The following is a 20,376-nucleotide window of genomic DNA, read 5'->3' on the forward strand; positions in this document are numbered from 1 at the left end:
CATCCCTATTTGGAGTGCCCATGTCTGAGAAAAAAACTGTTCGCCTGTCCGTGTTGGATCTGGCCCCTATTCCACAAGGTTCCACTGCACGCGACGCGTTCCATAATTCGCTGGCACTGGCCCGTCAGTCCGAAGCATTGGGCTTTCACCGCTACTGGCTGGCGGAACACCATAATATGACGGGGATTGCCAGCGCCGCGACGTCAGTGCTGATTGGCTATTTAGCGGCTAATACCGAAACGCTGCGCCTCGGTTCAGGCGGCATTATGCTGCCCAATCACGCGCCGCTGGTGATCGCCGAACAGTTTGGTACCCTCGAGTCACTCTATCCTGGGCGCATCGATTTGGGACTGGGCCGCGCGCCGGGTTCCGACCAACGCACCATGCTGGCGTTGCGTCGTCATCTTTCCAGCGGCCAGGCAGATAGTTTTCCGGAAGATGTCTCTGAACTGATCCGCTGGTTTGACGCCGAAGAGGGAGAACATCCGCCAGTACAACCAGTTCCAGGTTTAGGATTGAAAATTCCGGTGTGGCTGCTCGGTTCCAGCCTGTACAGCGCGCAACTGGCCGCTCAGCTGGGTTTGCCGTTTGCATTTGCCTCGCATTTCGCGCCGGATCTGCTGTTCCAGGCGCTGCATCTTTATCGTGAGAAATTCAAACCTTCCGCGCGTCTGGCGAAGCCGTATGCGATGGTGTGCGTCAACGTTGTCGCAGCCGATAGCGAACGTGACGCCCGCTTCCTGTTCACCTCGATGCAGCAGCAGTTTATTAATCTGCGTCGCGGCAAACCGGGTCCGCTACCTGCGCCGGTGGAGAACATGGATAATCTGTGGTCGCCGTCCGAGCAATATGGCGTGCAGCAGGCACTCAGCATGTCGATTGTCGGCGATAGCGATAAAGTCCGCAGCGGCCTCGCCGCGCTGATGCGTGAAACCCAGGCGGATGAAATTATGGTTAACGGCCAGATTTACGATTCGCAGGCGCGTCTGCGCTCCTTCGCGCTGGCAATGGAAGCAGCGCGCACGCTGTAAACCTTATTGCGGTGGGTTTAACCACTCTGGGCCCACCGCAAGGGTTCGCACGTCTCGCGCCGGTGACTGACCGTGAAAACGGCTGTATTCACGACTGAACTGCGAAGCACTTTGATAACCCACCCGATAACCCGCCGTGCCGGCATCCAGCTTCTCAATCAACATCAAACGCCGCGCCTCGTTGAGCCGCAGCTGCTTTTGATACTGCATCGGCGTCATCGCCGTTACCGCTTTAAAGTGATGATGCAGCGACGAAATACTCATCCCTACGCTGCTCGCCAGAAAATCCATTTTCAACGGCTGATGAAAGTTTTCGCGTAGCCAACGCGCGGCGCGCGCCACTTTGTTGCCTGGCCGTTCAGTCAACGCCATGTTGAGAATGCGCGGCCCTTCGGGTCCAGTCAGCAAACGATAGAAAATCTCCTGCTCAATCAACGGTGCCAGCGCAGCAATGTCCTGCGGGTGATCCAGCAACTCGACCAAACGCATCACCGCATCCACCAACGGGGGCGCGACTTTATGCACGGCGATACCGCGCTCGCTCACCGCCGTGCTGCCGAGTTGATGGTGCGGAAAGTGTTCCAGATAACGCATCAGACGCGTTTCGTTAATGGTGATGCCCACACCAAGATTCGGTTTCTCTGGCGTTGCCATGACCACGCAGGATTGCACCGGCATATCAAGCGTCACCAACAGTAAATCGCCCGGCCCGTAATGCATCACTTCATCACCCATGCGCAGCGCTTTTTGCCCCTGCGCGATCAGGGCAAAGCTCGCCCAGGTCGCCACGTGCGCCAAACTGGTGGGCTGAGAACTGCGGCCGAAAGAGAGAAAGTCAATTGGGCAATAGTGACGACCATCCTGCGGTGCGTGGCGAGCAATAATTGCCACCAACTGCTGCCATTGTTCCTGATGAATCATGCGCTCGGTGCTCCGCGGTAAGAAATCACTGAGTGGATATTCTCGCTTGTGGTTGGCGCTGCGACTAGTCCTTGAACAGCAGATTTGCAGGATCGTGCAAGAAGCTTGCAGGATTGCGCTACCACCCGATTGTATGGACAGCGCATGCTTTATTTTCCCCGAAATCTCAGGTGGAGAGACACGATGAAAACACTTGAAGGCAAAATTGCGCTGGTGACGGGCGCTTCGAAAGGCATTGGTGCCGCCATCGCCATGACTTTCGCGGCGGCCGGTGCTCGGGTGGTGGTGAATTATCTTCAGGACGAAGTGGGTGCGGCGGATGTGGTGACCGACATTCAGGCGCTGGGTAGCGACGCCATCGCCGTACAGGCTGATATTTCACGCGAGGCCGATGTGCAGCGCTTGTTCGCTAGCAGCATTGAGCAGTTTGGCGCACCCGATATTGTGGTGAATAACGCCGGCATTTTTCACCACGGTGACTTTGCCGGGCTTAGCCTCAGCGAGATGCAGCAGCAGCTGAATGTGAATCTGCTGGGCACCTTGCTGGTGTGTCAGCAGGCGGCAAAACATTTCCCCGCACGCGGCGGTTCCATCATCAACCTTAGCGCTTTAAATAGCCAACGCAGCACGCCCGGCTCGGTGCTTTGGGCAGCAACCAAAGGCGCGATCGATACCTTAACGCAGGGCCTCGCACGCGAGCTTGGGCCACGTAATATTCGCGTCAATGCGTTAGCACCCGGCATTATTTTGACCGAAGGTTTGCTGGCGGCGAAGAAGATGCACCCGGAGTTGAAAGCACAGCTGATAGCGGCAACGCCGCTCGGACGCTTTGGCTTGCCGGAAGATGTGGCGCAGGTGGCGCTGTTTCTGGCGTCAGAAGAGTCAGCTTACGTTAGCGGTGAACGCGTGCTGATTGCTGGTGGCGTGTAAAATTTACCTTCCACGCGCATAAAAAAAGGGACGCGTTAGCGTCCCTTTTTACTTTTCGCGTTTATCGCTTATGCGTCACGACGACGTGGTGCAGCAGCGCCTTCTGGACGCGGGCCACGACCACCTTCACGGCTGAAGCGTCCGCCTTCACGGCCACCTTCACGACGTTCGGAGAAGCGACGTGGAGCGCCTTCGCCACGTGGAGCACCATCACCGCGCGGTGCGCCATTGCCACGACGTTCGCCGCCAGCAGATGGACGACGTTCGCTACGCTCGTGCACTGGCGCATCACCCATCAGCTGCATATTCATCGGTTTGTTCAGAATACGCGTACGAGTAAAGTGCTGCAGCACTTCGCCCGGCATGCCTTTCGGCAGCTCGATGGTTGAGTGAGTACCAAACAGCTTGATGTTACCGATGTAACGGCTGCTGATGTCGCCTTCGTTAGCGATCGCGCCAACGATGTGACGAACTTCAACACCATCATCACGGCCCACTTCAATGCGATACAGCTGCATTTCGCCAACGTCACGACGTTCACGACGTGGACGATCGCCATCGCGGCTGTCACGGCTTTCGCGTGGACCACGAGAATCACGTGAATCACGACGCTCACCACGGTCAGGACGATCGCTGAACTCGCGACGTGCTGGACGCGGTGCTTCTGGTGGCAGAATCAGTGGACGTTCGCCCTGAGCCATTTTCAGCAGTGCTGCGGCCAGCGTTTCGATATCCAGATCTTCGCCCGGCTGCATTTTGCTCAGCAGTGCGCGGTACTGATCCAGATCGCTGCTTTCCAGCTGCTGCTGTACTTTCGCCGCGAACTTAGCCAGACGACGCTCACCCAGCAGTTCTGCGTTTGGCAGCTCAACTTCTGGAATGGTCAGCTTCATGGTGCGTTCGATGTTGCGCAGCAGACGACGCTCGCGGTTCTCAACGAACAGCAACGCACGACCTGCACGACCAGCACGGCCGGTACGACCGATACGGTGAACGTAAGACTCTGCATCCATTGGGATATCAAAGTTTACAACCAGGCTGATACGCTCAACGTCCAGGCCACGTGCTGCAACGTCGGTCGCGATCAGGATGTCGAGACGACCATCTTTCAAACGCTCCAGCGTCTGCTCACGCAGTGCCTGGTTCATGTCGCCGTTCAGTGCTGCGCTGTTATAACCGCTGCGCTCCAGCGCTTCGGCCACTTCCAGCGTGGCATTTTTGGTACGCACGAAGATGATGGCTGCATCGAAATCTTCCGCTTCCAGGAAACGAACCAGCGCATCAGTTTTACGGCCGTATGCGGTCCAGTAAGACTGAGAAATGTCCGGGCGCGTAGTCAGGCTTGACTGGATGCGCACTTCCTGTGGATCTTTCATGAAACGCTTGGTAATACGACGAATCGCTTCTGGCATGGTGGCTGAGAACAGCGCGGTCTGATGACCGTCTGGAATCTGCGCCATAATGGTTTCAACGTCTTCGATGAAGCCCATACGCAGCATTTCATCCGCTTCGTCCAGCACCAGACCGCGCAGGTTAGACAGATCTAACGTGCCACGCTTCAGGTGATCCAGCAGACGACCAGGGGTACCCACAACAACTTGTGGTCCCTGACGCAGGGCGCGCAGCTGTACGTCATAACGTTGGCCGCCGTACAGAGCTACCACGTTAATGCCACGCATGTGTTTAGAGAATTCTGTGACGGCTTCAGCAACCTGTACCGCCAATTCGCGGGTAGGTGCCAGCACCAAAATTTGCGGTGCTTTAACAGTAGCATCAATGTTGTTTAGCAGCGGCAGTGAGAATGCCGCAGTTTTACCACTACCGGTCTGCGCCATACCCAACACGTCACGGCCAGCCAGCAGATGAGGAATACACTCAGCCTGGATTGGAGAAGGCTTTACGTAGCCCATACCGTTCAGTGATTCGAGGATGTCGGCGTTCAGGCCAAGGTCAGCAAAAGTGGTTTGAATATCAGTCATGTAGTACACGTGCCTCTTAGATTGCGGCGGCCAGTCTACATAACTCGTCGTGAAAACTTTCAGTCATTTTCATCAAAAAGTGTGAACCGGCTCAAATTAGAAGTTTTGACGAACAGAAAAGCCCTCATCTCTGAAGATGATGACTTTACAGGTATTCAGGCAATAAAAGTTCGTCAGCTATTGCTGGTCAGATTCTGATAAATCGTCTTGTGTCTGGCCGAGTTGCGCCAGTTCCAACAATGCGTATCGGTGCTCAACAAAGTTATTTACGTTGTTGGCCACCGCCAGTTTGAACAACGCTTTCGCGTCGTCCTTCTCCCCCAGACTTAGGTAATACTTACCTAAATAGAAGTTGGTTTCACTGAGATGTTCAGCGAGCGAGGTGTTATCCGTTGCGTCCGCCTTGAGACGTTCCATCAGCGTTTTTTCACTGATGTCGCCAAGGTAGAACTCGACAATATTCCATCCCCATTGATCGCGAACCGCTTTGTCATGACGCTGTCTCAGCGTAACTTTTGCCTTGTCGGCATCCATATCGCTTTCAACGAGATAGAGCCAAAGGCTGCGGAATGGATCGTTAGGATCGTCTTGATAAAACGCCAGCAGATCATCTTGCGCTAACTTGTATCGACCGCCGTAATAGAGGGCGATACCACGGTTTAAATGCGCATAGTTGTAAGTTGGATCAAGCTCAAGTACAGAATCAAACGCTTCATAGGCAGCATCAAAGTTGCCTGCCTGCGTTAAGTATATACCGAGATAGTTAAATACCTCAGGCATATCTGGTCTTATAGACAGCGCTTGCGAAAAATCGTTCCGCGCTAATGCCCTCAGACCCAAACTATCATACAACACTCCGCGCTCATATAATAGCTGTGCGCGTTCATCATCGGTCAGGGCACGACTGGCAAGAATTTGTTCCATTCGCGCCAGGATCACCTCTTGCTGCAGTGTGGGCTGCAAAGGTACTGCCAGAACTTCGTTCTTACGCCAATTGGAGTTGCTGCATCCTGCCAGCGTGATAGCTGTCGCAACAAAACACCAGCGCAAAAAAGGCTTCATTTCCCACTCCCGAATACAAACATTGGGACAACCATCCTGTCATCCTCCTGCTGTGCACAAGGATTCCCGCCCTCGCGATGATCTAAACACCTCTCCCCGCAAAGCAGGGAGAGGTAAATCGGTAAACGCTTACTCGGCGTCAGATGCATCAGATGCAGCGGTAGCAACTTCTTCCGCTGGTTTCTGCTCTGTCGCTTCTTTGATGCTCAGGCGTACACGGCCCTGACGGTCCACTTCCATGACTTTTACTGGAACTTCCTGGCCCATCTGCAGGTAATCGGTCACTTTCTCTACGCGCTTATCGGCGATCTGAGAGATGTGCACCAAACCTTCTTTACCGCCGCCGATTGCCACGAAGGCACCGAAATCAACGATACGTGTCACTTTACCAGAGTAAACGCGGCCAACTTCGATCTCAGCAGTGATCTCTTCGATACGACGAATGGCTTCTTTGGCTTTCAGGCCATCAGTAGCAGCAATCTTCACGGTACCGTCATCTTCGATTTCGATGGTGGTGCCGGTTTCTTCGGTCAGCGCACGGATCACTGAGCCGCCTTTACCGATGACATCTTTGATCTTGTCTGAACTGATTTTGATGGTGTAAATGCGCGGCGCGAACTCAGAAATTTCCTGACGCGGCGTGCTGATTGCCTGTTCCATCACGCTCAGAATGTGCAGACGCGCACCCTTCGCTTGGTTCAGAGCAACCTGCATGATTTCGCGGGTGATGCCTTCGATTTTGATATCCATCTGCAGCGCAGTGATACCATCGCGGCTACCCGCTACTTTAAAGTCCATATCGCCGAGGTGATCTTCGTCACCCAGGATGTCAGACAGAACCACAAAGTTGTCGGCTTCTTTAACCAGACCCATCGCAATACCGGCTACGGCAGCTTTGATCGGTACGCCAGCGTCCATCAGTGCCAGAGATGCACCGCACACGGAAGCCATCGAAGAAGAACCGTTAGATTCTGTGATCTCTGAAACCACACGCACGGTGTAGGGGAAATCAGCTTGCTTAGGCATTACTGCCAGCACGCCGCGCTTCGCCAGACGACCGTGACCAATTTCACGACGCTTCGGTGAGCCAACCATACCGGTTTCGCCCACGCAGTATGGAGGGAAGTTGTAGTGGAACAGGAAGCTATCGGTACGCTCGCCCATTAACTCATCCAGATTCTGCGCATCACGTGCGGTACCCAGCGTTGCGGTAACCAACGCCTGCGTTTCACCACGTGTAAACAGTGAAGATCCGTGCGTGCGTGGCAGTACGCCAGTGCGCACATCCAGGCCACGAATCATATCTTTCTCACGGCCATCGATACGCGGTTCGCCACGGATGATGCGGCTTCGAACAACACTCTTCTCGAGATCGTGCACGATGTCAGCGATATCGCCAGCATCAAGCGTTTCATCTTCAGCCTGCAGTGCAGCAATGGTCGCGTCTTTCACTGCGCCAACCTGAGTGTAACGCTCTTGCTTATCAGTGATGCGGTAAGCGTCGCTGATGCCCGCTTCTGCCAGTGCAGTAACGCGTGCGATCAGTGCATCGTTAGTTGGCAGTGGCTGCCAATCCCAACGTGGTTTACCCGCTTCGGCAACCAGCGCATTGATGTTTTCGATAACGATCTGCTGTTGGTCGTGGCCGTATACCACAGCGCCCAGCATCTGTTCTTCGGTCAAGATGTCAGCTTCTGATTCCACCATCAGCACCGCGTTCTGGGTACCGGCAACAACCAGGTTCAGACGTGATTCGTTGATTTCATCAGCAGTTGGGTTCAGTACGTACTGATCGTTGATATAGCCCACGCGCGCTGCGCCGATTGGGCCATTGAACGGCAGACCTGACAGAGCCAGCGCAGCAGATGCGCCGATCATCGCAACGATGTCTGGGTTAACCTGAGGGTTAACGGAAACAACGGTCGCAATAACCTGGACTTCGTTAATGAAGCCTTCCGGGAACAGCGGACGAACTGGACGGTCAATCAGGCGTGAGATCAGGGTTTCGCCTTCGCTTGGACGGCCTTCACGACGGAAGAAGCTACCCGGGATACGACCAGCAGCGTAAGTACGCTCCTGATAGTTAACCGTCAGCGGGAAGAAATCCTGACCTGGTTTAGTTTTTTTCTGGCCAACAACGGTAACGAATACAGCAGTGTCATCCATGCTCACCATTACTGCAGCGGTAGCCTGGCGCGCCATCATGCCGGTTTCCAGCGTGACGGTATGCTGACCATATTGGAATTTGCGTACGATCGGGTTCAGCAAAATTTAAGTCCTTAAATTCAGAGGCGCAGCCCATTCTGGCGCGCCGGGGATTACCGATCTTCAGTTGCATCCTCGCGACTAATGACAACCTTAACCGCCCATGCGGTAAAGCCTCTCATTAGCCGCGCGAACCTCTGCAAGCAAAGATCACTCTCTGCAACAATACATGAGTTTGGTCCGGATTGCTGCGGATTGCTCGAAAAAAGGGGCCATAAAGGCCCCCTTTTCGCGAAACTCGCACAAATCTGATCATCAGATGCGTTTTTTTGCATGGTGCATGCGCTACATCCTTGATCAGATTCTTCAGACTTAGCGACGCAGACCCAGGCTTTCGATCAGACCGGTGTAGCGAGCAACGTCTTTACGCTTCAGGTAGTCCAGCAGCTTACGACGCTGAGATACCATGCGCAGCAGACCGCGACGGCTGTGGTGATCTTTCTTGTGCTCAGAGAAGTGACCCTGCAGGTGGTTAATCTGAGCAGTCAGCAGAGCAACCTGAACTTCAGTTGAACCGCTGTCGTTGGTACCACGACCGTATTTAGCAACGATCTCTGCTTTAGCTTCTACGCTTAGAGACATAATAAACTCCGTTAGGTAATGAATGTATGGGTGCCGATCTCTAATTCAGCAGCCCGCTTTTAAAGCCGCGCCATTCTACTCTTCGCCTGATAGCAACGCAAATGCGCCGTTAGGTCAAATCCGAGAGGCTTGATTACGCAGGAAATTCTACCACCAGACGACGCGGCGCCACGCGTCCATCGTCGGCGATTTCGGCCATACCAATGAATTTTTGCTCATCACCTTCCGTCACGCGCACCAATCCCTGTTCCGGCGCATCCGCCACCTGAACCGGCATACCTTGTTTGAAATAAGCCGCCACCGTAGGCAGCAAATTCACCATCGGGAACTCTTCTGCCGGACTATCCATCGGCAGCAATAACGCATCGAGCGCACTGTAATCCGGCGTTTCCGCCATGTTGACGGTGGCCGCCACTTCCTGCAGCTGCTCCAGCGTCACCATTCTTTCGATCGGATAACGCGCCACCTGCAGACGACGCAGCATGATAACGTGCGCACCGCAGCCAAGCCGTTCACCGAGATCGTCGATGATAGTGCGGATGTAAGTGCCTTTAGAGACGTGAATCTCCAGCTCCAGTTCATCACCTTCCCAGCGAATAAACTGCAGCTCAAACACTTTGATCGGGCGCGCTTCACGCGGCACAGTTATGCCTTCACGTGCGTACTCGTATAGCTTGCGTCCCTGATACTTCAGCGCGGAGAACATGGTCGGCACCTGCATGGTGTCGCCACGAAAATAGTCCAGCGCTGCATTCAGTGCCGCCTGATCAAAAGTAATTGCACGCGTCTCAACAATATTACCGTCGGCATCAGACGTATCGGTGCGTTCACCCAGGCGAGCAATGACGCGATAACGCTTGTCCGAATCGAGCAGATACTGCGAAAACTTGGTGGCTTCGCCGAGGCAAATCGGCAGCATGCCGGTCGCCAGGGGATCGAGGGCGCCGGTGTGGCCCGCTTTGTTCGCGTTGAACAGACGTTTTACTTTCTGCAGCACATCATTGGAAGATGCGCCTTGGTGCTTATCCAGCAGAAACACACCGTGGACGTCGCGACCGCGACGACGAGGACGACTCATTAGTCCTCCTTGTCATCTTCCGCCGGGCTATCGCCACGACGCTCAACATCGCTCTTAATAACGTTGCTGACCAGGTTCGACATGCGCATACCTTCGATCAGCGAGTTGTCGTAGAAGAAGGTTAGCTCCGGCACGATGCGCAGGCGCATCGCTTTACCTACCAGCGTGCGGATATAGCCAGAGGCTTCTTTCAGCGCCTTCAGGCCGTTTTGCACTGCTTCTTCATCTTTATCATTCAAAAAGGTCACAAACACCTTGGCATAGGCAAGATCGCGCGACACTTCGACGCCCGAAACCGTCACCATCATACCGAGACGTGGATCTTTAATTTCGCGCTGCAGGATAATTGCGATCTCTTTCTGCAACTCCTGAGAAACGCGCTGTTGGCGGCCAAATTCTTTTGCCATTATTCTTTCTCCCAAATAATTCGGGAGGCCAGAGGCCTCCCAAATTGCAACACATCAAATGATGATCAATCGATGGTGCGTTTAATTTCAATCACTTCGAACACTTCGATCATATCGCCAACGCGAACGTCGTTATAGTTCTTCACGCCAATACCACATTCCATGCCGTTACGAACTTCGTTAACGTCATCTTTGAAGCGACGCAGTGATTCCAGTTCGCCTTCATAGATAACCACGTTGTCACGCAGTACACGGATTGGGTTGTGACGTTTGATGATACCTTCAGTGACCATACAGCCCGCGATGGCACCAAACTTCGGTGATTTGAACACGTCACGTACCGCAGCCAGACCGATAATCTGCTGTTTGAACTCTGGAGCCAGCATACCGCTCATCGCAGCTTTCACTTCGTCGATCAGATTATAGATGACGGAGTAATAACGCAGGTCAACGTTTTCAGCGTCAATCACGCGGCGAGCAGATGCATCAGCACGCACGTTGAAGCCGAGAATGATGGCGTTGGATGCTGCAGCCAGCGTGGCGTCGGTTTCGGTGATACCACCCACGCCTGAACCGATAATGCGTACTTTCACTTCGTCGGTAGAGAGTTTGAGCAGCGAATCAGAGATGGCTTCAACAGAACCCTGTACGTCAGATTTCAGCACGATGTTCAGCTCAGACACTTCGCCTTCAGTCATGTTGGCGAACATGTTCTCCAACTTAGACTTCTGCTGACGCGCCAGCTTAACTTCGCGGAATTTGCCCTGACGATACAGTGCAACTTCACGCGCTTTCTTCTCATCACGTACTACAGTCGCTTCATCACCCGCAGCCGGCACACCGGACAGACCGAGGATTTCGACTGGAATGGATGGACCCGCTTCCAGTACTTCACGACCCAGTTCGTCACGCATCGCACGTACACGGCCATATTCGAAGCCGCACAGTACGATATCGCCTTTATTCAGCGTTCCTTCACGTACCAGCACGGTAGCAACCGGGCCACGACCTTTGTCGAGGAACGATTCAATCACTACGCCGCTGGCCATACCTTCACGGATAGCAGACAGTTCCAGAACTTCAGCTTGCAGCAGAATCGCATTCAGCAGGTCGTCGATACCGGTACCGGCTTTCGCAGAGACGTTAACGAACATGTTCTCACCGCCCCACTCTTCCGGAAGAATTCCGTATTGGGTCAGTTCGTTCTTAACGCGGTCTGGATCAGCATCTGGCTTATCAATTTTGTTAACCGCAACAACCACTGGCACACCGGCTGCTTTCGCATGCTGGATAGCTTCAACGGTCTGAGGCATCACGCCATCGTCAGCAGCCACAACCAGGATAACGATATCCGTGGCCTGCGCACCACGAGCACGCATTGCGGTAAACGCGGCGTGTCCAGGGGTATCGAGGAAGGTGATCATACCGTTGTCAGTTTCAACGTGGTAAGCACCAATATGCTGGGTAATACCGCCCGCTTCGCCTGATGCCACTTTCGTTGAACGAATGTAGTCAAGCAGCGAGGTTTTACCGTGGTCAACATGACCCATGATGGTGACGACTGGCGCACGGCTTTCCTGCGCAGCATCGGTGTCACGATCGTCCATTACCGCTTCTTCCAGCTCATTCTCACGGCGCAGGATCACTTTGTGACCCATCTCTTCCGCAACCATCTGAGCGGTTTCTTGATCGATAACCTGGTTGATGGTCGCCATGGCGCCCATCTTCATCATCGCTTTAACGACCAGAGAACCTTTGATCGCCATTTTGTTAGCCAGTTCAGCAACGGTGATGGTTTCACCGATTACAACATCGCGGTTAACCGCCTGAGCTGGCTTGTTAAAGCCCTGCTGCAGGGTGCTTGGCTTACGATGCTTACCGCCTTTGCCGCCACGCACCTGAGCACGCGCTTCTTCGCGATCGGTTTTAGCTTCAGAGTGCTTGTTGCCTTTCTTAACCGGACGAGCCGCTTTGGTGGTGCGGGCACGTGCACGGCCAGCTTCTACCTGGCGATCGTTCTCGTCTTCTGCCTGGCGGGCGTGAGTAGAGGTAGTGACGTGATAATCGCCTTTATCCTCTTCTTCAGGTTTTGCCCATTCAGCGCCTTTCTCTTCAGCCAGGCGGCGGGCTTCTTCAGCCACGCGGCGCGCATCTTCTTCCAGCTTACGGCGTGCTTCTTCTTCTGCTTTACGTTTCAGTTCGGCAGCTTCTGCTTCACGACGGGCTTTATCAGATTGCGCAGCCTTGGCTACTACATCGGTAGGTTGATTAGTCAATTTCTCTTTTTCCGCTGCTTCACGTTTAGCCTTGTCAGCGGCTTCGCGCTTGGCTTTGTCTTCGGCTTCACGTTGCGCTTTCTGTTCAGCTTCGCGACGGGCTTGTTCTTCCGCCTCGCGACGCGCCTGCTCTTCCGCTTCACGCTGCGCCTCGGCTTCCGCTTCTGCCTGAGCTTGCTCAGACTCTGCATCGCCTTTCACGTATGTGCGCTTTTTGCGGACTTCGATTTGTACCGACTTACTTTTACCCCCGGTGACGGGAATATTCAAGGTGCTGCGCGTCTTGCGCTGCAAAGTCAGCTTGCTTGAACCGGTCTGACCGTGCTCACGATTCAGGTGAGACAGTAAGGTTTCTTTCTCTTGCTGGGATACCGCATCGTTTTCAGACTTACGAATCCCTGCATCAGCAAATTGCTGTACCAGGCGATCGACCGGGGTCTGAATTTCGGCGGCCAGCGATTTTACGGTTACATCTGTCATGCTGTTCCTTCCTGTTATTACGCGTCATCGCCGAACCAGCAGATATTACGTGCAGCCATAATCAGCGCACCGGCTTTCTCGTCATCCAGCCCTTCAATATCTGTCAGATCGTCAACACCTTGCTCAGCGAGATCTTCCAGCGTGCAAACGCCTTTCGACGCCAGGCGATACGCCAGCGCACGATCCAAGCCCTCAAGATTCAGAAGATCCTCAGCGGGCTCCTGATTACCAAGGCTCTCTTCTTTCGCTAATGCCAGGGTGGTTAACGCATTTTTTGCTCGTTCACGCAGGGCTTCAATGGTCTCTTCATCGAGGCCGTCGATTTCCAGCAGCTCGTTGATTGGCACATAAGCCAATTCTTCCAGCGAAGAGAAGCCCTCTTCCACCAGAATGGTGGCGAACTCTTCGTCGATGTCGAGATGTTTGGTGAACATATCGATCGCTGCATGGGCTTCAGCTTGGTGCTTAGCCTGCAGATCATCGACGGTCATCACGTTTAGTTCCCAACCGCTCAGTTGGGAAGCCAGACGCACGTTTTGGCCGTTACGGCCGATCGCCTGAGCCAGATTGCCGGCTTCAACAGCGATATCCATGGTGTGATTATCTTCATCCACCACAATTGACGCCACATCGGCTGGCGCCATAGCGTTGATAACGAACTGCGCCGGGTTGTCGTCCCACAGCACAATGTCGATACGCTCGCCACCCAGCTCGCTCGAAACCGCCTGGACACGCGCACCGCGCATACCGACGCAAGCGCCCACTGGATCAATACGTTTATCGTTGGTCTTCACCGCGATTTTGGCGCGTGAACCCGGATCGCGCGCTGCCGCTTTGATCTCGATAACTTCTTCGCCAATTTCTGGCACCTCAATGCGGAACAACTCGATCAGCATTTCTGGTTTAGAACGGGTGACGAACAGCTGCGCGCCACGCGCTTCAGGGCGAACGGCATACAGCACACCGCGGATACGGTCACCTGGACGGAAGTTTTCACGCGGCAGCATGTCTTCACGCAAAATCACCGCTTCAGCATTGCTGCCGAGGTCCAGTGAAATGTTGTCACGGTTCACTTTCTTCACCACGCCGGTGATGATTTCGCCTTCGTGCTGACGGAACTGATCAACCACCATTGCGCGCTCAGCTTCACGTACTTTTTGTACGATAACCTGCTTAGCAGTTTGGGTGGTGATACGGTCGAAGGTGACAGATTCAATCTGATCTTCGACAAATTCGCCCAGATTGAACGCTTCGTCTTCATAACGGGCTGCATCCAGCGTGATCTCGCGAGTCGGCTGCGTGACTTCTTCTACAATCTGCCAGCGACGAAAGGTGTCGAAATCGCCGCTGCGGCGATCGATGCTGACACGCACTTCGATCTCTTGCTCATACTTCTTTTTGGTCGCAGTGGCCAAAGCGCTCTCCAGCGCTTCGAAGATTTTCTCACGCGGCAGGGCTTTTTCGTTAGAAACGGCTTCTACTACAGCTAAGATCTCTTTGTTCATCCTGGTTAGCCTCAATCCGGACTTTTAAAAGTGGGGGACCAGGTTCGCTTTCTGAATGTTGCTCAGCGCGAACACTTCATCGTTACCCTCAACGGTCACCGTGATCATCTCGCCTTCAACAGACTTGATGATACCCTGCCATTTACGGCGGTTTTGTACGGCCATGCGTAGTACCAGGCTCACCTCGTCACCGACAAAACGTGCATAGTGTTCAGCAGTGAAAAGAGGACGTTCGAGACCCGGCGAGGAAACTTCAAGGTTGTAAGCCACGGTAATTGGATCTTCCACATCCATTACTGCGCTAACCTGGTGGCTAACATCGGCGCAATCATCAACATTGATACCCTCTTCACTATCAATATAGATGCGCAGGGTTGATGTGCGACCACGAATAAACTCAATACCGACTAATTCGTAGCCAAGCGCTTCTACTGGAGCAGAGATCAACTCTGTCAATTTTTGCTCTAATGTGGACAAGCCCACCCCCAAGACATAAAAAAAGGGCCTATAGCCCAGTGTTTCGATTTCCTGATAACAAAAAACCCCGAATATTCGGGGCTTTTTGTGACTGGACCCTGTACGCCGCATAGCGGCTTCGGAGCACAATCCAAAAGAATTTTTTTCAAAAATCACTGAGATTGCGTCCGTCGATGCATACAGTATATTTGAAAAAGAACTCTAAGGGAAAGTGGTTGCGGGGGCCGGATTTGAACCGACGACCTTCGGGTTATGAGCCCGACGAGCTACCAGGCTGCTCCACCCCGCGTCCGAAAACGTGGCGAATAATACGCCGACCTTGCAAAAAATGCAAGTTAAACTGAGATTTGGTACCGAGGACGGGACTTGAACCCGTAAGCCCTTTCGAGCACTACCACCTCAAGGTAGCGTGTCTACCAATTTCACCACCTCGGTACATCACTAGACTGCGACGTTGTTTTATCGCACTACAGCGTTGACGATCTTAATGCGGGATATCATTGCCCGGTGTTGCCGGTTTAGCTGGCTGAGTCTGCTGTTCAGACTGCGCCGGCGCAGTGAGGTTATCCCACTCGCTACCTTTGGCTGTTTTATTACTGTTCAGGTTACCCAGAACCAGGCTGATGATGAAGAACAGCGTAGCCAGTACCGCGGTCATACGAGTCATAAAGTTGCCAGACCCATTTGAACCAAACAGCGTACCAGAAGCGCCTGCACCGAATGAGGCTCCCATATCAGCGCCTTTGCCTTGCTGCAGCATGATCAAACCCACGAGGCCAATCGCTACAATAAGGAAAACAACTAACAGAGCTTCGTACATAATCAACCTGTTTCCTTGCGCGTATCTGCACAGTTAAAGCTTCAACCAATATCGATGGGGAGTCTCGTCATCACCCATCAGAAGCGGGTGTGAATACTAACCAAAGGCACATACCTCTGCAAGTGCAATTTTCACCATCGCTTTCGATTGCGGAAAAAAGCACCATCCCGGTGATTTTGCAGGCGGAAAGTTTAAAAACTCCCCGCCTGAAAACTTACACCGCTTTTACTGCATCCGCGATTTTATGCGCCAGCGCACTGACCTGCGCCTCATCTTCACCTTCCACCATCACACGAATCAGGGGTTCAGTGCCGGATTTGCGCAGCAACACACGACCGCGTCCCGCCAGCGTTTTTTCAGCTTCCGCAGTGACAGCTTTCACGCTTTCGCTTTCCAGCGGATCGTGCTCGCCAGCGAAGCGCACATTGACCAAAATCTGTGGCAGCATTTTCATGCCGCTGCACAGGTCATGTAGCGTCATATGGTTACGTACGATTGCAGTAAGCACTTGCAAACTTGCCACGATGCCGTCGCCGGTAGTGGTTTTGTCCAGCAGAATGACGTGACCGGAGTTTTCCGCTCCTAGACGCCAGCCCTTCTCCTGCATTTTTTCCAGCACATAGCGGTCGCCCACTTTCGCACGGGTAAACGGAATACCCAGCTGTTTCAGCGCCAGTTCCAGACCCATGTTGCTCATTAACGTGCCCACCACGCCACCGCGCAGCTGGCCCTGACGCAGCCCTTCACGCGCAATGATGTAGAGAATTTGATCGCCATCGACTTTGTGACCTAAATGGTCAACCATCATGATGCGGTCGCCATCACCGTCGTACGCCAGTCCGAGATCGGCCTTCTCTTCCAATACGCGATGCTGCAGCAAACGCAAATCGGTCGCACCGCAATCTTTGTTGATGTTCATGCCATCCGGCTGCACGCCGATAGCAATCACATTCGCACCCAGCTCGCGCAGCACGTTAGGCGCAATGTGATACGTCGCGCCATTCGCGCAATCAACCACAATCTTCAGCCCATTCAGGCTCAGCTCGCTTGGGAAAGTCCCTTTGCAGAACTCGATGTAACGACCAGCAGCATCGACAATGCGACTGGCGCGGCCCAGTTCAGCCGACTCCACGCAGGTGATCGGCTTTTCCATCTCCAGTTCGATGGCTTCTTCAACTTCGTCCGGCAGCTTGGTACCTTCAGCCGAGAAGAATTTAATGCCATTGTCGTCAAAGGGATTGTGAGAAGCTGAAATCACAATGCCCGCTTCCGCGCGGAAAGTACGGGTCAGATATGCAATTGCAGGGGTCGGCATCGGGCCGGTGAAAGCCGCCGACAATCCCGCCGCCGCCAGACCCGCTTCCAGTGCCGATTCCAGCATATAGCCTGAAATACGCGTATCTTTACCAATCAATACTTTGCGTGACCCCTGGCGCGCCAGCACCTTACCGGCCGCCCAGCCCAATTTGAGGACAAAATCAGGGGTAATCGGTGCTTCACCGACTTTGCCGCGAATCCCATCTGTACCGAAATATTTACGATTACTCATGCTTTATCCTTTTGCTCTCCGTGTCGCTTCGACGACGCGCATCGCTTCGACAGTCTCTTTCACATCATGTACGCGAATAATTTGCGCCCCTTGCATGGCGGCAATCACCGCACAGCTGAGGCTTCCGGTCAGACGCTGGGCCGGACCGACATTTAGCAACTGCCCAACCATCGACTTGCGTGACATTCCTACCAACAGCGGTAAGCCGTAGTGGTGGAAATGGCTGAGGTTGGCCAGCAGTTCATAGTTGTGGCTGAGATTCTTACCGAAACCGAAGCCAGGATCGAGCATCAGATTATCTTTTTTGATGCCGGCGGCTTCACATCGCGCAATCTGTGCAGCGAAGTAAGCGTCCACTTCGCTCACGATGTGGCTATATTCCGGTGCCTGCTGCATGGTGCGCGGTTCTCCTTGCATATGCATCAGACACACCGGCAAGCCTGTTTCTGCCGCCGCCGCCAGCGCGCCCGGTTCGGACAAAGAACGAATGTCATTGATAATGTGAGCACCCACTCGCGCCGCTTCACGGATCACTTCTGGCTTGGAAGTATCGACCGAAATCCACACCTCAAAACGCTGCGCGATGGCTTCCACCACCGGAATAACGCGTGCCAGCTCCTCTTCCACGCTAACTTCATCAGCGCCCGGACGCGTTGATTCACCGCCCACATCAATAATGGTGGCACCGGCATTCACCATTTCATTGGTGTGCGTCAGCGCATCGACCAGCGTGTTGTGACTTCCACCATCAGAGAAAGAGTCCGGCGTGACATTCAAAATACCCATCACATGGGGAAAAGAGAGATCGAGATGGGAATCACGGGCGAACAACTTCATGGCGAGAATCTCCTTGAGGAATCACTGAATCGCGGAATGTAAAAAACCCCGGACTGGCCGGGGTTTGCATTGTAACAAGTATTGCGGGAGGGACAACTGGCGGTGAGCAACGCATCCCGCCAGAATGCCATCACATGATCTTGTCTGAACCCGGCGTTTTCGGGTCATCAACAGGACGTGGAGCCTGCGTAGAGTCGCCGTTACCCACAGCAACTTTCGCCTCTTCCCAACCTGCTGGTGGACGCACTTCGCGACGTGCCATCAGATCGCTGATCTGCGGTGCATCGATGGTCTCATACTTCATCAGCGCGTCTTTCATCGCGTGAAGGATGTCCATGTTTTCATTCAGAATACGGCGTGCACGCTGGTAGTTGGTATCGATAAGGTGTTTAACTTCCTGATCGATAATGCGCGCCGTTTCATCTGACATGTGTTTTGCTTTCGCCACTGAGCGACCGAGGAACACTTCGCCCTCTTCTTCAGCGTAAAGCAATGGACCCAGCTTCTCAGAGAAGCCCCACTGCGTAACCATGTTGCGTGCTACGCTGGTCGCCATTTTGATGTCAGATGAAGCACCGGTAGAAACATAGTCCGGACCATAAATGATCTCTTCCGCCAGACGTCCGCCGTAAGCCACAGAAATACGGCTTTCCAGCTTCTGACGGTTGGCGCTGATCTCATCGCCTACTGGCAAGAAGAAAGCCACACCCAGAGCACGACCACGCGGAATGATGGTGACCTTGTGCACCGGATCGTAACCCGGAACCAGCGTACCCACGATCGCGTGACCCGCTTCATGATAAGCCGTCGATTCTTTCTGCTCTTCGGTCATCACCATGGAGCGACGTTCCGCACCCATCATGATTTTGTCTTTGGCTTTTTCAAACTCAACCATCGAAACAACACGCTTGTTGCCGCGAGCAGCAAACAGCGCAGCTTCGTTGACCAGGTTAGCCAAATCCGCACCGGAGAAACCAGGCGTACCACGTGCGATAACTGATGGATCCATATCGGTTGCCAGCGGCACACGACGCATATGGACTTTCAGAATCTGCTCACGACCACGCACGTCTGGCAGACCCACCACAACCTGACGGTCGAAGCGGCCTGGACGCAGCAGCGCCGGGTCAAGTACGTCTGGACGGTTAGTTGCCGCGATAACGATGATGCCTTCATTGCCTTCAAAGCCATCCATCTCAACCAGCATCTGGTTCAGCGTTTGTTCACGTTCATCATGACCACCGCCTAAACCGGCGCCACGCTGACGGCCAACCGCATCGATTTCATCGATAAAGATGATGCACGGTGCCGCTTTCTTCGCTTGTTCGAACATGTCACGCACACGAGATGCACCGACACCGACAAACATTTCCACGAAGTCAGAACCGGAAATGGTAAAGAACGGGACTTTGGCTTCACCAGCAATCGCTTTCGCCAGTAACGTTTTACCGGTACCCGGAGGGCCGACCATCAGAACGCCTTTCGGAATTTTACCGCCCAGCTTCTGGAAACGGCTCGGCTCACGCAGATACTCAACCAGCTCACCCACTTCTTCTTTGGCCTCATCACAACCGGCCACGTCAGCAAAAGTGGTTTTGATCTGATCTTCGGTCAGCATGCGGGCTTTGCTCTTGCCGAAGGACATCGCGCCCTTGCCGCCGCCGCCCTGCATCTGCCGCATAAAGAAGATCCACACGCCAATCAGCAGCAGCATTGGGAACCATGAGATGAAGATGGAAGCCAGCAGGCTTGGTTCTTCAGGCGGTTCGCCAACGACTTTGACGTTTTTGGTCAACAGGTTATCGAGTAACTTAGGATCGTTGACGGGGATATAGGTAGTGTATTTATTGCTGTCTTTTTTGACAACGTTAATCTCACGCCCGTTAATTCGTGCCTCGCGGACCTGATCTTGGTTCACTTCCGATAGGAAAGTTGAATAATCAACCCTACGGCCATTCGACTCGCTGGGCCCAAAGCTCTGGAATACAGACATCAGCACGACCGCGATGACTAACCAGAGAATCAGGTTTTTCGCCATGTCACTCAAGGGATTAACCTCATATTACAACGATGTTAACAGACAGCGTAGGGTACTATAGATCCTTCATACCTGGAATCGCAGTGCGGATGATTTTGCTTGTTTACCCTGAAACTCAGAATTACACATCAGAGTAAAC

General features: G+C 53.6%; 17 protein-coding genes and 2 tRNA genes. 2 read left to right on the plus strand and 17 right to left on the minus strand.

The window, feature by feature from the left end:
* Nucleotides 1-20: 20 nt before the first annotated feature.
* A complete protein-coding gene (locus tag KVT28_RS15700) occupies nt 21-1,031 on the plus strand; it encodes a luciferase-like monooxygenase (protein WP_137385066.1) in 1,011 nt (336 codons plus the stop codon).
* A 3-nt stretch (nt 1,032-1,034) separates the two neighbouring features.
* Here KVT28_RS15700 and KVT28_RS15705 read toward each other — a convergent pair whose 3' ends face one another.
* On the minus strand, nt 1,035-1,952 hold the full coding sequence (locus KVT28_RS15705) for an AraC family transcriptional regulator (RefSeq protein ID WP_110868063.1): 918 nt from the start codon (nt 1,950-1,952) through the stop codon (nt 1,035-1,037).
* A gap of 183 nt (nt 1,953-2,135) precedes the next feature.
* Between KVT28_RS15705 and KVT28_RS15710 the strand changes: the two genes are divergently transcribed.
* Nucleotides 2,136-2,882, plus strand: coding sequence for an SDR family NAD(P)-dependent oxidoreductase (locus KVT28_RS15710; protein ID WP_101762246.1), 747 nt, complete (start codon nt 2,136-2,138; stop codon nt 2,880-2,882).
* Between the two features lie 68 nt (nt 2,883-2,950).
* Here KVT28_RS15710 and KVT28_RS15715 read toward each other — a convergent pair whose 3' ends face one another.
* From KVT28_RS15715 to ftsH, 16 genes are all read right to left on the minus strand, one after another.
* Nucleotides 2,951-4,861: a DEAD/DEAH family ATP-dependent RNA helicase gene (locus KVT28_RS15715; protein ID WP_101762247.1), complete on the minus strand. Its 1,911-nt coding sequence runs from the start codon at nt 4,859-4,861 to the stop codon at nt 2,951-2,953.
* Nucleotides 4,862-4,877: 16 nt separating this feature from the next.
* Nucleotides 4,878-4,934, minus strand: a complete 57-nt coding sequence (gene yrbN, locus KVT28_RS28220) for a protein YrbN (RefSeq protein WP_098053093.1) — start codon at nt 4,932-4,934, stop codon at nt 4,878-4,880.
* 104 nt (nt 4,935-5,038) lie between these two features.
* A complete protein-coding gene (gene nlpI / locus KVT28_RS15725) occupies nt 5,039-5,923 on the minus strand; it encodes a lipoprotein NlpI (RefSeq protein ID WP_008104288.1) in 885 nt (294 codons plus the stop codon).
* A gap of 129 nt (nt 5,924-6,052) precedes the next feature.
* Complete coding sequence (pnp, locus tag KVT28_RS15730; RefSeq protein ID WP_101762248.1) at nt 6,053-8,191, minus strand: polyribonucleotide nucleotidyltransferase; 2,139 nt, start codon at nt 8,189-8,191, stop codon at nt 6,053-6,055.
* A 309-nt stretch (nt 8,192-8,500) separates the two neighbouring features.
* On the minus strand, nt 8,501-8,770 hold the full coding sequence (rpsO, locus tag KVT28_RS15735) for a 30S ribosomal protein S15 (RefSeq protein WP_036620269.1): 270 nt from the start codon (nt 8,768-8,770) through the stop codon (nt 8,501-8,503).
* A gap of 133 nt (nt 8,771-8,903) precedes the next feature.
* Nucleotides 8,904-9,848 (minus strand): tRNA pseudouridine(55) synthase TruB, encoded by a 945-nt coding sequence (gene truB / locus KVT28_RS15740; protein WP_101762249.1) that lies wholly within the window; start codon nt 9,846-9,848, stop codon nt 8,904-8,906.
* Nucleotides 9,848-10,255, minus strand: a complete 408-nt coding sequence (gene rbfA / locus KVT28_RS15745) for a 30S ribosome-binding factor RbfA (RefSeq protein WP_101762250.1) — start codon at nt 10,253-10,255, stop codon at nt 9,848-9,850. Before rbfA ends, truB begins: the two co-directional genes overlap by 1 nt.
* A 65-nt stretch (nt 10,256-10,320) precedes the next feature.
* Nucleotides 10,321-13,011, minus strand: a complete 2,691-nt coding sequence (infB, locus tag KVT28_RS15750; protein ID WP_064737725.1) for a translation initiation factor IF-2 — start codon at nt 13,009-13,011, stop codon at nt 10,321-10,323.
* Nucleotides 13,012-13,028: 17 nt separating this feature from the next.
* Complete coding sequence (gene nusA, locus KVT28_RS15755; protein ID WP_101762251.1) at nt 13,029-14,516, minus strand: transcription termination factor NusA; 1,488 nt, start codon at nt 14,514-14,516, stop codon at nt 13,029-13,031.
* 24 nt (nt 14,517-14,540) lie between these two features.
* Nucleotides 14,541-14,993 (minus strand): ribosome maturation factor RimP, encoded by a 453-nt coding sequence (rimP, locus tag KVT28_RS15760; RefSeq protein WP_137386838.1) that lies wholly within the window; start codon nt 14,991-14,993, stop codon nt 14,541-14,543.
* A 212-nt stretch (nt 14,994-15,205) separates the two neighbouring features.
* Nucleotides 15,206-15,282, minus strand: a tRNA-Met gene (locus KVT28_RS15765).
* A 59-nt stretch (nt 15,283-15,341) separates the two neighbouring features.
* A tRNA-Leu gene (locus KVT28_RS15770) sits at nt 15,342-15,428 on the minus strand.
* Nucleotides 15,429-15,477: 49 nt separating this feature from the next.
* Entirely contained in the window at nt 15,478-15,813 is a 336-nt protein-coding gene (secG, locus tag KVT28_RS15775; protein WP_101762252.1) for a preprotein translocase subunit SecG, read from the minus strand.
* A 214-nt stretch (nt 15,814-16,027) separates the two neighbouring features.
* Nucleotides 16,028-17,362, minus strand: coding sequence for a phosphoglucosamine mutase (gene glmM / locus KVT28_RS15780; RefSeq protein WP_101762253.1), 1,335 nt, complete (start codon nt 17,360-17,362; stop codon nt 16,028-16,030).
* Between the two features lie 3 nt (nt 17,363-17,365).
* Entirely contained in the window at nt 17,366-18,199 is an 834-nt protein-coding gene (gene folP / locus KVT28_RS15785; protein ID WP_101762254.1) for a dihydropteroate synthase, read from the minus strand.
* Between the two features lie 130 nt (nt 18,200-18,329).
* Nucleotides 18,330-20,237: an ATP-dependent zinc metalloprotease FtsH gene (gene ftsH / locus KVT28_RS15790; RefSeq protein WP_036620266.1), complete on the minus strand. Its 1,908-nt coding sequence runs from the start codon at nt 20,235-20,237 to the stop codon at nt 18,330-18,332.
* Nucleotides 20,238-20,376 lie beyond the last annotated feature (139 nt).

The sequence above is a fragment of the Pantoea sp. GbtcB22 genome (assembly GCF_019091025.1).
Taxonomy (GTDB): Bacteria; Pseudomonadota; Gammaproteobacteria; order Enterobacterales; family Enterobacteriaceae; genus Pantoea; species Pantoea leporis.

Coding starts and splice junctions, on each gene's coding strand:
- KVT28_RS15700 (WP_137385066.1), top strand. CDS start 21: ATGTCTGAGAAAAAAACTGTTCGCCTGTCCGTGTTGGATCTGGCCCCT.
- KVT28_RS15705 (WP_110868063.1), bottom strand. CDS start 1,952: ATGATTCATCAGGAACAATGGCAGCAGTTGGTGGCAATTATTGCTCGC.
- KVT28_RS15710 (WP_101762246.1), top strand. CDS start 2,136: ATGAAAACACTTGAAGGCAAAATTGCGCTGGTGACGGGCGCTTCGAAA.
- KVT28_RS15715 (WP_101762247.1), bottom strand. CDS start 4,861: ATGACTGATATTCAAACCACTTTTGCTGACCTTGGCCTGAACGCCGAC.
- nlpI (WP_008104288.1), bottom strand. CDS start 5,923: ATGAAGCCTTTTTTGCGCTGGTGTTTTGTTGCGACAGCTATCACGCTG.
- rpsO (WP_036620269.1), bottom strand. CDS start 8,770: ATGTCTCTAAGCGTAGAAGCTAAAGCAGAGATCGTTGCTAAATACGGT.
- truB (WP_101762249.1), bottom strand. CDS start 9,848: ATGAGTCGTCCTCGTCGTCGCGGTCGCGACGTCCACGGTGTGTTTCTG.
- rbfA (WP_101762250.1), bottom strand. CDS start 10,255: ATGGCAAAAGAATTTGGCCGCCAACAGCGCGTTTCTCAGGAGTTGCAG.
- infB (WP_064737725.1), bottom strand. CDS start 13,011: ATGACAGATGTAACCGTAAAATCGCTGGCCGCCGAAATTCAGACCCCG.
- nusA (WP_101762251.1), bottom strand. CDS start 14,516: ATGAACAAAGAGATCTTAGCTGTAGTAGAAGCCGTTTCTAACGAAAAA.
- secG (WP_101762252.1), bottom strand. CDS start 15,813: ATGTACGAAGCTCTGTTAGTTGTTTTCCTTATTGTAGCGATTGGCCTC.
- glmM (WP_101762253.1), bottom strand. CDS start 17,362: ATGAGTAATCGTAAATATTTCGGTACAGATGGGATTCGCGGCAAAGTC.
- folP (WP_101762254.1), bottom strand. CDS start 18,199: ATGAAGTTGTTCGCCCGTGATTCCCATCTCGATCTCTCTTTTCCCCAT.
- ftsH (WP_036620266.1), bottom strand. CDS start 20,237: ATGGCGAAAAACCTGATTCTCTGGTTAGTCATCGCGGTCGTGCTGATG.